The sequence below is a fragment of the Kribbella speibonae genome (assembly GCF_004331375.1).
Taxonomy (GTDB): domain Bacteria; phylum Actinomycetota; class Actinomycetes; order Propionibacteriales; family Kribbellaceae; genus Kribbella; species Kribbella sindirgiensis.
Genome location: NZ_SJKC01000006.1, coordinates 510,315 through 524,193 on the forward strand (window position 1 = coordinate 510,315; position 13,879 = coordinate 524,193).

Here is a 13,879-nt window from a genome sequence, read left to right on the forward strand (position 1 = left end):
TCCAGTTGCTGAAGGAGCGCGTCACCGCGGAGTTCGAGACGGACCCCGCGGCAGGCTACGTGGCCGCGCTGGAGTCTGCCCTGGACTATCGGCGCTGGCACCACATCAACGTCAACATCACTCGTCCGGGCCAAGAAGACGCCGCGGTGAATCGGCGAAGCAGGCTGTCCCAGGGCGAGCGGCGGTTCGTCTCGTACGTGGTACTTTTCGCGGCGGCGGATACGTACTTCTCAAGCCTTCCCGAAGCAGATCGGGCCCTGCGACTGATCACCCTGGACGATGCGTTCGCCAAGGTGGACGACCGGACCATCGCCGAACTCCTGGGCCTGTTGGTCCGGCTCGATCTGGATTTCTGTCTAACTGGACACGCTCTGTGGGGAACCTACCCTGAGGTGCCGGCTCTCGATGTCTATGAGGTACGGAGGGAGACAGGTACGCCGGCGGTCACCACGCACGTGCACTGGGACGGCAGGACCAGGTACCTGAGGCCGGTGTGATGAGCACACCGATGCCGGACCCCGTACGCCGGCAACTGGCTTCCCCTGCGCTGGCAGGGATCTGGCGCCGGGCACGGTCGCATGTCGAGCAGAATGGCTTGTCGCCTACCGGCAAGATCACCGTGGATCTGGAGACAGCCACCGCCGAGGTACTGGGTGGTTTGCTCGGAAGGACGATTGCGGCCCGAAAGACCAAGATCGATATTGCTGACCTTGACCAGGCCCTTCGTGGCTCCGCTGCCCAGTGTGGTCTGCTCAGCGTCCTCGAAGTGCTCGGCGGTCCCTTGAAGGATCGGTCCGCGCTACGCACGGAGAAGGCGGCTCAGACCGCCTCGCTATGGGCGCAGTTGGACACCGAACTCAAAGCTGTGGGTCTCCAGGACCGCCCATGGGTACCGCGATGGATCGACGGTCTTCGCAGAGCAGGCCTGCTGGCCCGCGCGCGGGGCGATGCCAGCCTGCTGATCAGCCAAGTGTGCGCGGTCCTTGGAGCGCTGCGGCCCGCGCTTGACGGCGGGGAGTCGACCGGCCGATGGGAGCTGGGCCAGTTGGCCTCCAGTCACACCAAAGGCGCCCACGGTCTCGACAGCCAGGCACTGGCCGCTGCCGCAGTGCTCCGTGCCGTCGCGGCTGCCACCGACCGGCCGGACCCAACCACCGCACAAGAACGTCGTGATCTTTGGCTGAGTGTCGGCGTGAACCCGGACAATGTGTCGGGAACAGTGATTGTCTGGGGACTGCGGCCGCCCGGAAAAGGGTCCTGGGCGACGATGATGAGATCCCGGGCCGATCTTGGACTCGTCACCCACATAACGCTCCAGGAGTGGGAGGTCGCCGCCGGGCTCGAGCCTTGGGCAGCGCCGGCCGAGCTGATCCGGATCTGCGAGAACCCTCAGGTACTCCAGGCCGCGGCGGCCGCTCGCGTCAGTCGGCCTCTCCTCTGCGTCTCCGGCAATCCATCCATCATCGGCTTACTCGCCATCGCGGCCTTGGCCGCGCAGGGGATCCCGGCCGCGTACCACGGGGACTTCGATGCCGCCGGTATCGAGATCGCGAACCGGTTGCATCGTCTCGGCGTCGAACCGTGGCGGATGAGCCGACGGGACTATCTGGATGCCGTGGCCACCCTGAGTCCCTTGAACAGCATCGCGCTCGCCGGAGACGTCCCATCGTGCGAGTGGGATGCTGAGCTGACAGCGACGATGAACCACATGGGCCTCGCAGTCCACGAGGAAGCACTGCTGGATGCCCTACTCGGAGACCTCAGCTGAGCCCGGGCGTATCCTTGTTCCAGGCAACAGTCACGGTCATTTCCGGTTTGACTCGCCGTACGGACACCTTGCTGAGGCGGCCGGCCCGGCGAAGTCGGTTGAAGACCGCCTGATGGTGAGGATCGTTCGGCACAGTGATCTCGGCGCCGGGCTTGGACAGGTCGGTGTACGGCGCACCGAGGGCGACCAGTGCGAGAACCATCGCCTCCGGCGTGATCGTGTCACCCAACTGGTCGACCAGTCTGATCACCAGGGCACGGTCCGTCGTGACGCGCGCGATCCGTGCCACCTGATCGGCCGCCAGGCCAGAACCCGAGACCGCCGCGAACTTACCTGCGGCTCGAAGCGCCCCCTTGTCGTCGGACGGAACGAACTCAGACAACCTGGCAACGACGACCTCCTTGATGCCCTCATCAATGGACGGACTGCTCAGGAGACGTGCCACCACCTGCTCATCCAGCAGTTCTGGAACGACGAACTTGGCGAAGTTCTGCGAGCGTTCGATCCCGAAGCTGAGCGTGTTCCAGTCATCGGTGCGGAAGCGCTGGAACACTTCGACTGTGTCTGTACAGATCCGATTCTCCAATAGCAGCCCGAGAAGGTGGCCCTCTTCAGGATCGATCTCGTCGGGGCGCACAGCTCGCTGTAGATCGAGCGAGGTCACCAAGCCAACCCGGGTCTTCGGAGACGGGATCGTCGCGGAACTGTTCAACACCACCTTGGCCATCTCGAGCTTCTGCTCTTCGTAGGCCTTGCCCCCTCGCGCGCCAACCTTGATCGCGCCGGCCTCGGTGAGCAGTCCCGCCAGGTCGGCGTCCATCCCCTGGGCATACTCCACGTAGCGAGCGACGTTGCTGAAAGTGGGGGAGCATCGTCGGGCCAGCACCACGCCGTGCCACACCCCTTTTGGCACATCCGAGAGGTCCTCGATCCTGCACCCCTTGGCTGCCAGCCGACAGAGTTGGGCGATCATGGGCTTTTTCCAGCCGACCAGACTGGCCAGGACCCATGGGAAGGCTGCGGGATCCGAGACGGTCACGGAGCCGCCTTGTTCTGCTCCTACCAAGTCCAGATAGCTGGCCGGGCGAGCGATGCAATCCTCGAACACCCCAGCATCAATGGCACGGATGACATCCAGACTGAGCGTTTCCGGGTCCCCGAGTGCGGCGCGGAGGTTCGAGGCGGTCAGTTCATAGATGTCGTCAGCGATCACCAGTCTCCGCACACCGGGATCGAGGGCGGCGAGGTCGTCGATGACCACGCCGGCTCGGCCGAGAAGCGCCACCGCATTCTGCGCAACGGCAACGGCAACGTCTACCGGCCGCATCAGATTCGCATAGTTGCCCTGGAGGTACGCCCGTACGGAATCTCCAAGCTCGTACCGCACCTTGACCCGAGCCTGCTCAAGTGCCGCGCTGACCAGTTCAAGACGCCGCGCATCGTCCAGGGTGGGACTCTCGATCAACCGACGAAAGATCAGTTTCCACGAGCGCGCCAGCCGCGAGGCGGCCTCGCGTGCGCCGGCACCGTCGCTCAAGTACGTGTCGAGAAACGACCGCTCCTGGGGACCGTCGAGGTCAACGATGCGGTCCAAGACGGTGTTCGCATTCGCCGGGTCGGGAAGCTCGAGCAGATGGTCGAGAATGGCGATGTTGTACGCGCTCTGCTGGTCGAGGAACTCGGCCCTCGTCTCGCGCAGCACACTGACGACGTCTTCCGTGCTGGGGAATGAGTAGTACGGCTCCGGCTTGTTGGTCTGGACGTGCTGGACGATGAAGTTCATCGCTACCGCCGACACCCGGTCGCCGTAGTACTGGGCGACATAGAGCGGAAAATTCTGGTCGATGTAGCCGTGACGGACCAGATCGCGGGCCACTTCGGACTTCAGAGTTGACTCGAGCAGGTCATCGAAGGTGCGGCGTTCGTCCCCACTGCCTAACACGAAGTCAGGGTGGCCGGACAGGTTGTCGAAGCCCGCCCGTCGCAGGAGATCGATCTCTTCCGTGAGAGCGTTCCGCTCCGCTTCGATCTCGTCCTGCTCGCGTTCGTCCCACTCGTCGACGCTCAGGGTCCCCCGCAGAAGTTCCCCGAGGTGATCCCGCGCGATTGCGAGCGCTTGCGTCGCTTGGTACTGCGCGGAGAACACGGCACGGAGCTCTGGGGATCCGCTGAGCAAAGCACGCCAGAAACCGTCCGACAAATCGCCGACGTCGAAGGCCTGATTGTCCACCTGGAACCCGGACAACTTGAGGTGGGGGAAGCCGACCTGCCCAAGTGATTCGGCGTACCACCGCAGGCGGTTCGCGTGGTCGCTCGCCTTCTGCTCGAGCGCGTGGGCGAGCGCTTTGCCGGCCGCGATCCCCTGCAACCGCGTTCGCCTGATCTCGATCGATTGCCGGATCAGCTCCCTGCTCTGCCAGTACACCGAGTCCAGATCACTCCGACCCAGCTGAATCCGCTCGAAGTCTGCGAGGTGCAGGTTCTTGTAGATCATCATCGCGAACACCGAGTCGGCCCGGAGCTTCGAAACGCCGTGCTCCTGGGTGATGAGCCTTGCGGCGAACACGACGTACTCGTTGCGAATGTTCTTCAGCATTCGCATGTCGGTGATATGCCGGGCGGTCAGGTCGATCAGCTTCGGAGATACCGGAACGAGCGCTTCCTCGCTCAGGAGCTGGCTGAGGAGATCCCGAGAGGTCCGGTGTGTGATGAACGGAACCATCGGCACGACGAGATCGAAGAACTTGGTCCGGTTTGCCCGCACCGCCTCGGATGTCGCGGCGTCATGCCCGGCGTCCCAGCTGTCCTGGCCGAGACGCTCGAAGATGCTGTCCTTCAGCGCATACACGAACCGGATCGTCTTGCCGTACGCCGCGCCGGCCGCGTTCAGCAACGAATTGAGCTCACGCAGCGCTTCGAAGATCTGCGGATCGTTGAAGCGATCGAGGTCCTCGAACACGACGACGTCCACTGGGACCCGTTCGAAGTAGTACACGATCTCGTCGAGGTACTTGTCGAAGTAGCTGGCCTCCTTGTCGGTCAGCGAAATGGATGCGCCGGCGGCCGAGACCGACGACACGACCCGGTTGTGGACAGCCAGTCGAATCCAGGTCAGCGCGGCTGTGATCAGCCCGGCGAAGAGCAGCGCCGCTCCGATCCGCACCAGCCAAGATTGGCCGGCGGCCGCAACCGCAACCCTGGGGTAGAGGCCGAAGAACCACAGCACACCCCCGGCGACGGCTAGCTGGACGGCTGATCCGGCCGCCGCCCTCCCGACACTCAACGACTCGATCCGTCGGTAGCGGGACTGTGGCAGGACTCGCGGCGGCCGGCTGTGAAGAAGCTGTTTCACCAACTCCTTCTCGATCTGGTTGGTGGCAGACTCCTTCTCCTCGCCCGGGCCAAGTGTTGACAACGACAGGCTGAGGACCCGGTCCCCATGCCTGGCTGCAAACTCCGACAGCACGCTCGACTTGCCCACGCCGTACCGACCGGTCAGCGCGATGTTTCGGACGCCCTCGTCAGCAAGCGCCTGTGTGAGGCTCTCGACGTACGTCGAATGCTGCCCGGGATCGTATTCAGGCGTCAGGGGCAGTAGCGCCGGCCCGCCCGCAGCGCCGTCTCCCCTGCGGAATCTTTCGCCATCACTCCCACGCCAAGGCAACCTCAGCTCCACGCCCCGTCCCCTCCGCTACACAATCACAGCGACCACCCCACCGGAACCCCACCAACTTCCGGCTGACCGACAATCATGCCAGCACCCGCGGACAGCTACGGCATCTTCGACGACAAGCAGGCGTCCTGGAGGGCGCTATTCGGTTCCAGCATCGGGATCGTCGAGGGCTGCACGGATCCTGTCCAGCACGGGTACCGTGCGGTCGCCCGAGACGACCGTTGGCTCGGCCATCTCGAACGGCGCGTCCTCGCGGACGGCGCGCAGGACCGAGGCGTAGCGCTGATCAGCGGTCAGGAAGCGATCACAGTCCAGAAGATACGCGCTGTGTTGCTCATCAGACGGATTGCCACCCGTGACCTTCTCCCCCACCTGCATAACGTTGACCGCCCAGCGGACCCAGTTCCTCGGCATCGAAAGCAAGTCCACCTCATACGCCCACAAGTGGAGGAAGTCCGACATCGATCTGCGAAGGCGACTCAGGTCGACATAGGCACCTACCCAGTCCGCCGAAGTTGTGTCCTCTTTGGTCAGCACGGCACGTCCTGCGATCTTCACCAACTGGTGCCAATAGAGCTCGAACGACGACATTCGCCATGCCTCGATCGGCTCATCCGGCCAGCCACCAGGTTCTCGACCGAAACCCGCAGTTCCTTCGCTGACCTCCAGAGCGGTCAGCGGCCGAAGTGAGAAGTTCGATTGCAGCAGCTGACTCCGTTCACTCTGCTGGACCTTCATCAGGTCGTCATGCAGCCGACGACCACCCAGCTCGTAGTCGTAGATCCGCTGCGAGTCGATGAGCGCCGTTCGCCAGACCTGCCTGGTCCAGAAGGCGTTCAGCGCAGCAACCTTGGCCGTGTTCGGCATCTTGCGCATCCAGTCGGGCCGGAGACGCCGAATCTCTGCGACCAGTTCGGCCGACTCCGACTCCGCCTCGGTCGGCAGCCGCCGGCGCGGGCCGACAGCGAGGGCGCGGACGATCGGATCCCGCAGCTCTCGCACCGAGAGCCGACAGACCTCGATCAGGATGCTCGGTGGAACCAGCACTTCCAACTTACGTCTGCTGACGAAGTCATCGAACTCCGAAGCAACCCCTTCGTCACCAATATCGGACCACAGATTGGTGTCAAGGATCAGGCGCATCACCGTAGGCTATGCCTTCCGGGCATTCCCACGGCCGCAGGCGTCCATCCTCTCTGTGCTCGCCCTCGGCGCCGCTACGCCAAGGGACGGTTCGACTCGTCACTCAGCCTTGTGCGCCGGTTCGATCCGCCGAGCACCGCGTTCACCTTCGACTTGTCGACTGGAGCGATCTACCGGCCCATTGTCTGCTGGGACGAAGGCCTTGCGCTCGAACCGCTGCGGCTCGATGCGGTACACGTTGCGGAATCGGCGCTCCGCGAGGACGTTACTCGCGTCGAGCTCACGGCGCTGGACGGTCACGAGGCCTGCCACTTCCAACTCGCGGAGCCCACGCGCGCGCGTCTCGTCAGAAAGCTTGAACGATTCCTTCGCATAGCTCGGGGAGATCCACACCGCTCCCGATGTGCCCGCTGTGCCCGATCGGCCGAGTTGGACATACAAGATGATCAGCATCGCAATCGCCGCGGGGCTCAGAACGGCCATCCAGCCATACGTCCAGAGCGTGGAGGGCAGGCGCACGTAAAGGTGCTTACCGGCTGCCGCGGGATCGTCTCGCAGCCGCTGGTAGGCGGCTCCCGGCGGCTCGTATGGCTGCTCGTTGCCCGCCTCGTTCAGAATTCGAAGCGTGTTCGAGCCTCCCTCGTTGGGAACTACCTCGATAAGGCTCCGCTGCTGCAGCCACCGGGTTGCGTCAGCAACACGCCGTGCACCCTTCCCAGCAGGGTCTGGGAGATCAAGCAACTGAGCCCAAGCCCTGGCTGGCATCCGCACCTCGTAGGGGGGCGCCGCTGCGATCCACAGCAGCGCGAGCAGCAACCGCAGCCGGACGCTCCCGCCACGCCCGCCGCGGATCAACTGCGCCAGAGGCGGCACCTTCAATCCGGAATTAATGCCCGGCGTCAGTTCAGTGAACGATCGCCGGACAGGCGTATTGGGACGGTTCTTTATCCGGTACGCAAGCTGCGATGCCGTCCACAGAGCAAGCTCACTAGGTTCGCGCGGGTCGAGACTTTTGATAGTGGATGTTGATCCTTCTGATGAGTTAGGCCACCGCCCTTCATGTGACATCATTACATATCCTATCGTTCCATGAGAGAGGGAGGGTTCAATCTCTACACTAGCGTAGGGGTAAGAGAAGGCCAAGCGACTAGATCCGGTGCTAGCGTGGAGGTTACCCTGGCCAGGCAGTGATTTTACCGAATTCGGAGGCAGGAGTGCGTTCGGAACTGCTACGCTGCAGGCACAGCTCAGCACCGAGGGAGCCGGTTCGGGTAACGTGTCCGCACCTCAACCCCTGCTGCGGAGCTCAGGTGGTCGGGTTCGTGGCCTTGTGCATGTCTCTATGTGACAAAGCTTGCTCTTGGCCTCCACCGGCGGGGCCGCACGCGGCTCGGGTTTGCCCCGAGGATGTCCGCTCCGGACGTCGGCGGAGGAACCCGACCACCCGCGAGTGCGCGCTCGGCCCTCATATGTCCTCGACTGCCGGCCCCGCCGATCAGCGGAACTCAAACCCGTCCCCCTGAGCCTCGAACTGCCCGGACACAGCAGTTCCGAGTGGGAACAACAGTGGGAACGCAGACGCGTAGACTCGGGGCTACCAGAGTGAAGAGCACCTGGACTGGAGTTGACTCGGGAAGGCTGGAGAGCCTCCTGTAGGTGCAGTGGTTCGGTTTCCTAAACCGTGCGTCGCCTGTTCGAATCCTGCCGGGCACTGCCGGGGGCACCATATAAGCACGCAGGTCAGCTCCACGCCGCCTCTGTCTTGGTCATCAAGTCCGGCTCGCGTGGGGCTACATGTGGTGCGAACGGGTGGCTACCCGAGCCAAGTCAAGTGGTCCCAGCCGAGCAACTTGCGTTTCGGGGTCAGACAATGGGCGCGACGAACTGTCAGTGCCGACCGCGCCCTCGGCGCGCTCGGGACTCCTGCTCGGCAAATGCCGATCCGGGTCTTTACCCCTCAGGTCCTGGCCCCGACGGGCGCGAAGCTGTCAACGTCGCTGCTGCGCGAGCATGGCCGCGGCGTCCTTCCCGCCGACGTCGAACCATGGATGCTCGACACCACTGCCTGGCCCGGCACGGTCGACAACTACGTCGACGCTTTGGTCTGGCTGGTGTCGCATCTGCTGACGGATCCCAAGCATTTCTTCCGATCGTTCACTGTCAAGGAGCTAGGCCGACTGATGACCGCACGCCCCACCGAACCACTGATCCGCGCCCACGAGATGGGCATCTACAAGCGATACTTCGACCTGATCGTCGCCGGCCGCAAAACCACCGAGATCCGGGTCAACGACTCCAGCCGCAAGAACATCAAACCGGGCGCCCTGATCCGGTTCCGCTGTCAAGGCGACGAAGTGCTGACCCGGGTAACGAGGGTCGCCCGGTACACCGACTTCGACGCAATGTTCGACTCCGAATCAGTCGAGGCCGTCAACCCCCTGGCCACGCGGGAAGAGCAGCTCGCCAACATCCGCCAGATCTATCCTCCGGAGCGCGAAGCCCTGGGTGTGGTTGCCATCGGCATCGAGTTGGTGCGGCCCTGATGCGGGTCTGTTACGCCCACCGGCACAGCGGCGCTCGGCCCGCTACTGTTGACGGGTGAGTCGTCCTACATTCATCCGGCAGGTGACCTCGTCTACGACGTACCACCCGGACGGCAGCGTGGACACGACGAAGGACCCGGCCGTGTGGACGCTGGCTCATCGCGGCTACAGCGGAGGTGGCAGGCTGGATGTGTGGGTCTATCCGACCAAGGCGGTTGCGCTGCGTGAGGGAGCCGCTTTGGCGATGGCGTGCGGCCTGGACGAAGATGAGCAGGCCGTGAAGTTGTTCAAGGCAAAGCGCTACGACCAGGTCATGGAGCGGTATGAGGCCACCCACCCCGACACCCACCTGCTGCGTGTCCAACCAGCCTTCCTCCAATACCCCGACTGAGACAGCCCGACGGCTGGCCCGCAGTCCGAACGGCTGCGGCGGCCTACCAGTGACGCGCGCCCTTGATCGACTCGCTGCAAATGCGTAGCACGATCTCGCCGACGGGTTGCGGTCAGCCCCAGAAGATGTTGGTGGGGTCGCGTTCGATCTCAGTCAGTAGGTCTTCGATGCGCTGCGACGGGGAGATCCGGTTGTAGGTGTGGAAGCGTTGGTGCTGGTCGGCCCAGTACAGCGTCCAGGACATGTCAGTGGCGTTGTAGCGCAGACGAGGCATTGCGGAGCTCGTCCAATGGTCGCGAGCGTGCTCGGGAACCCGTGCGGCACACCAGTGCTGTACGCGTGCAACATCAAGGTCGGGAAGCGCCATTCAGATCACCAGTCGTGGCCTGAGCCATGCTGATCTGGTCAGCGGCTTGGCCGATCGGCGTGCGGAGCACAGCGGGTTGGTCGACACCTTTGATGGAAGCATGCAGGCGGGCGACTGTCGTACCCCAGAGCCTACCGACCCACGGTCGGTGAGTCTGGCCTAGCACCTGATATGGCGAGGTCAATCCGGCTGCGGCAGTTGAACGGGCTGTGCTGACACCTCAGCAATGCCTGTGCCGTCGATCGATCGTTCGACAGCCTCTGGCGAGAACCCGGTGAGCATCCTCATGAGCCGGGCGTGCTGATGGCGTCGCACGTCTGCGTTGGCTGGTGGGGTGTCCCCGAGGATGGAGTCGCCGTGGATTTGGTAGCGCTCTCTGTATGCGGCGACCTCGCGGGCAAGCCCGGCGAGATCCTGGTCTGGGGGATCACCGGCTGCGCGACGCAACTCGCGGTACCAGATGGGTGGGTTGGCGAGTAGCTGGTCGGCGAGCCAGTTGGTGCGTTCGATGATTTGGGATTCGAGTTCGCGCAGGGGTGCGATCAGTGTGGGGTCGCTGGCATGGGTGGCCGGGGTGATGAGGCCGACGATCTGCGTGGGGTGGCGGCCGGTCTTGTGTAGAGCGCGGAAAGTGAGTCGGTGGACTCGGTGGCGGATGACGGCGGCGAGGTCGTTGGCGGTTGTGAGCGCTGACTGGTTGACGGCGTGGTGGAGTACGTCGGTGATGTTGAGGCCAGCGTCTTCGGCGCGGCGGAGCGCGGCGATGAGGGGGCCGTAAGCGGGGGAGGCTTGGAGCGCGGCCTGGTCGGCTGGGTCGAGTCCGGAGGTGGCGATGGCGGGTTGGTAGCGCTTTTTGGCGTCGAGTTGGCAGAGGTGTTCGTGGATGGGGATGAGGCGGTCGAGGCGGGTGGCGTTGTCGAGTTCTTGGCGCATGACTTCGTGGGCGGATTCTTCGACGCCGGGATCGTTGAGGACGGTTTCGAGGACGTCCTGCATGGTCTGTTCGGCGTGGGGTTCGTGGAGGTCCGCGTCGGTCTGGTGGGTGGCGACGTAGGCGTTGTTGGCGTGGCGGCCGCGGGTCATGCCGACGTACATCAGGGCTCGGGTGAGCTGCTCCGTCACGAGGAGGTGGGCCGTGTCGATGGTGGCGCCTTGGGCTCGGTGCGCAGTGGTGGCGTAGGCGAGTTCGACGGATTCCTGGACGTATGCGCTCGGGAGGGTGACGGTGTCGCCGGTGGGATTTTGGACGGTGAGGGAGCCGTCCGGCCAGCGGTGGATGACGGTCCAGCGGTCGCCGTTCTTCACGAACTGGCGGTGGCCGTAGGGGAGGCGCCGGTTGTTCAGCCGGGTGACGATGTGGTCGCCGAGGCCGACGTGGTTGCCGTTGTGGAGTTCGATGCCGTCGGGTTCGACTTCGCCGGTGGTGATGCGGTCGAGACGGGCGCGGGCGTTGAGACGCGCGACGGTGGCGTTGTCCGCGGCGATCAGCAGGCTGGTCTTTCCGTTGTTGGTGTCCGTGAGCCAGGCCTTGTAGACGGCGTCTTCCATCGCCTCCGATGAGCCCGCGGTCAGCCGGTGGTGTCCGTCGTAGGCGTCGACGGCGACGAGTTCGCCGCGGCGTAGGGCGAGGCTGGCGTCGCGTTCCCAGGGATTGGTGAAGCGCCACACGTCGGTAAGTTCGGCAGCCTCCGTGTCTTTGGCGATGAGGCGGAAGGCGCCGCCGGTGTCGGCCGCTCCCAGTTGGGCGTCGTCGCCGACCAGAAGGAGCTTCGCCCCGGCAGAGTTGGTCGCCCGGGCAAGGGTGGCGAGTTCCATGGTGCTGGCCATGGATGCTTCGTCGACGATGACGAGCTGGTTCTTGTGGAAGCTCCACCGATCGTGCTCGGCTCGCAGGGCTGCGAGTTGCGCGATCAGTCGCTGGTGGCGGAGACGGCGGTGTGCGCGGTGGGCGAGGGCGGCGGCGTGTTCGGTGTGCAGGATTTGCTCGCGGCGCTGTTCGGCGCCAAGGCCGGCGGACTCGTAGATCCATTTCGCGATGTTCTCGGTGGGGGTGCCGATGGCATCGGACAGCACCGTCGAGGCGGCTGACGATGGGGCGAGAGCGATGATCGACCCGTCGCCGTACCTGTCTTCCCAGCTGGCGGTGAGAGCAGATAAGAGGCTGGTTTTGCCGGCGCCGGCTGGGCCGATCAGGGCCTCGAGTCGTTGACCGCTGGTCGCGATTCGGCCGAGCGCAGCGGCCTTGTCAGGGCTGAGTCCGACGGTGTGGATCGTGGCTGGGGTGATGGTGGGTCCGGTGGTGTCGCGGGCGAGGTCGAGCAGGATCGCTTCGGCGCCGAGGATGACGGGTGAGGTGTAGATCTGGCCATTGTGGATGGTGAAAACGTTCTCGCCGCTGGCGCGGGTGACGGGCATGGTGACCAGGTTGGGTGCGGTGAGGCTGATCGAGTGCCGCTCGGCGTGTTCGACGATCGTCTGCAGCGCGGTGAAGCGGTCGTTGGTGGTGACGAAGCGGAGGAGACGGGATTGCCGTGCTGCTTCGGCGAGAAGGTTCCAGCGGGTCCAGGTCGCGCGTTTGGTTTGCAGGGTCAGGACCGTCGCGGCGCCGTACGCGTCGAGCGTCTCCGGGCTCAGGTCTGCCGCTGCAAGGGGACGCTCGCCGGCCGCGTTCAGGGATCGTTGGATGGCGGCGGCGTCGTGTCCGATAGCCCGGTCGGCGCGTTGACGCCACTGCGCCAACAGCACGGCGAGGGGTTGGGCGAGGTGCTTGGAAGGGCGATTCATGAGGGTCGCGTGCTGCCGCAGGGCGTACATTTCGCGCTGGTCGGGTGGGTGGATCTGGTCGTTTCGGTCGTCGAGAAGTGCGTTGAGGTTGGCCTCGATCTGTGCGGTTCTGGACGAGAACTCGCGGATCAGTTCGTCGGGAATCGCGTCGATTTCGAATGCCGGATTCCGCCGGGAACCGCGTTCGCGCAGCTCCCAGTTCACGCCAAGACGCCGGCTGAGATTGTCGGCAAGGAGCACGTTGTGGATCTCCGACATCGCTACCGCGGACCGGTAGAGCACCCGCCCGTCCAGGGTCCGCCACGCACCGTCCGGGCCTTGTACGCGATTGGCGACTACCACGTGAGTGTGCAGTTGCGGGTCGCCGCTGCGGCTGTCCCAGTGATCGAACGCCGCCGCAATCACCCCACGAGTATCCAGCTGCGCGATCCCGCCATCGCCGCTCCTGGTGAACGCCGCATGCTGCTCGATCAGCGACACCACGTCGGCGACAGCCGCGTGGTGGGCAGCGACGATCTGCTCCTGGGTGCCCACATCGGCAGTCGCCCACAGTGCCGAGACCGATTTGACCGGCGAGAACGTCAGGTCGAACCCGGCGACTGCCTGCCGTGACTTCTTCCGCATCTCCTCGCGCCGGATCCGCGCGGCCGCACGTTCGCGTTCCGTGTGAGGCAGGGCCGGGTCGAGATCGCGGATCCGGTCCTGGATCCGCTCTTTCGGGCCTTTGAAAACGCGGTACGGCTCGCCGAGTGTCCGGCCGGTCAGCGGATCTTCCGCACGTCCGAACAGTGCGGCCATCTGCGCCTCGTTCACCTCGCTTCCGGGCATCAATTCGCCGTCGCCCAGACCGCTGAGACCTTGACCCATCCAACGGCCAGGTGGATATCCCGACGCGGCGTAGTACGCCGTCAGCGGCGTAGCCATCCGCCGATCAACGTCCCCTGCGGCGACATGCCGAAGCAGGTACAGGTACCCCTCTTCGGCGTTCAACCGGTGGATACTCAGCACAGTCGCCCACCCAGAACGTGGCGGTTGATTGGGTTCGCTAGTTCGCGCATGCAAGCTCAACGGATGAGCGGTCAATGGTTTGATCGCTGCGGCGCTCGCGGTGGCGACCGGTAGCCAGTCCTATTCGACTGTCGCCAATCATCGGTGCTCGACGTTTGGCGTTGCTGCTGGGTTGTTGTCAGGTCCGGTCGGGCGGTGTGGA

Annotated in this window: 9 protein-coding genes; 4 read left to right on the forward strand and 5 right to left on the reverse strand. The window is 64.5% G+C overall.

The window, feature by feature from the left end:
• The first annotated feature begins 5 nt into the window (after nucleotides 1-5).
• Together E0H92_RS36700 and E0H92_RS36705 are read left to right on the forward strand one after the other, a co-directional pair.
• On the forward strand, nucleotides 6-497 hold the full coding sequence (locus E0H92_RS36700; protein WP_165550189.1) for an SbcC/MukB-like Walker B domain-containing protein: 492 nt from the start codon (nucleotides 6-8) through the stop codon (nucleotides 495-497).
• The gene (locus E0H92_RS36705) at nucleotides 497-1,768 is read left to right on the forward strand and encodes a TIGR02679 family protein (protein WP_131499456.1); all 1,272 of its coding nucleotides are present in this window, start codon (nucleotides 497-499) and stop codon (nucleotides 1,766-1,768) included. The genes E0H92_RS36700 and E0H92_RS36705 overlap by 1 nt, the downstream gene beginning before the upstream one ends.
• On the opposite strand, the gene E0H92_RS36710 is transcribed toward E0H92_RS36705, so the two are convergent.
• The 3 genes from E0H92_RS36710 to E0H92_RS36720 all read right to left on the reverse strand — a co-directional run bounded on the left by E0H92_RS36710 (nucleotide 1,761) and on the right by E0H92_RS36720 (nucleotide 7,655).
• A complete protein-coding gene (locus E0H92_RS36710) occupies nucleotides 1,761-5,444 on the reverse strand; it encodes a YobI family P-loop NTPase (protein WP_131499457.1) in 3,684 nt (1,227 codons plus the stop codon). The genes E0H92_RS36705 and E0H92_RS36710 overlap by 8 nt on opposite strands.
• 135 nt (nucleotides 5,445-5,579) lie before the next feature.
• Nucleotides 5,580-6,584, reverse strand: coding sequence for a hypothetical protein (locus E0H92_RS36715; protein ID WP_131499458.1), 1,005 nt, complete (start codon nucleotides 6,582-6,584; stop codon nucleotides 5,580-5,582).
• 99 nt (nucleotides 6,585-6,683) lie between these two features.
• Complete coding sequence (locus E0H92_RS36720) at nucleotides 6,684-7,655, reverse strand: hypothetical protein (protein ID WP_131499459.1); 972 nt, start codon at nucleotides 7,653-7,655, stop codon at nucleotides 6,684-6,686.
• Nucleotides 7,656-8,518: 863 nt separating this feature from the next.
• On the opposite strand from E0H92_RS36720, the gene E0H92_RS45355 reads away from it, so the two are divergent.
• On the forward strand, nucleotides 8,519-9,127 hold the full coding sequence (locus E0H92_RS45355; protein ID WP_238173754.1) for an ASCH domain-containing protein: 609 nt from the start codon (nucleotides 8,519-8,521) through the stop codon (nucleotides 9,125-9,127).
• Nucleotides 9,128-9,182: 55 nt separating this feature from the next.
• Nucleotides 9,183-9,518 carry a hypothetical protein gene (locus E0H92_RS36730; protein WP_131499460.1) on the forward strand — a complete coding sequence of 112 codons (336 nt, stop codon included), beginning with the start codon at nucleotides 9,183-9,185 and terminating at the stop codon, nucleotides 9,516-9,518.
• 112 nt (nucleotides 9,519-9,630) lie between these two features.
• Here E0H92_RS36730 and E0H92_RS45865 read toward each other — a convergent pair whose 3' ends face one another.
• On the reverse strand, nucleotides 9,631-9,885 hold the full coding sequence (locus E0H92_RS45865) for a DUF3024 domain-containing protein (protein ID WP_131499461.1): 255 nt from the start codon (nucleotides 9,883-9,885) through the stop codon (nucleotides 9,631-9,633).
• Nucleotides 9,886-10,065: 180 nt separating this feature from the next.
• A complete protein-coding gene (mobF, locus tag E0H92_RS36740; RefSeq protein WP_275670127.1) occupies nucleotides 10,066-13,677 on the reverse strand; it encodes a MobF family relaxase in 3,612 nt (1,203 codons plus the stop codon).
• Nucleotides 13,678-13,879 lie beyond the last annotated feature (202 nt).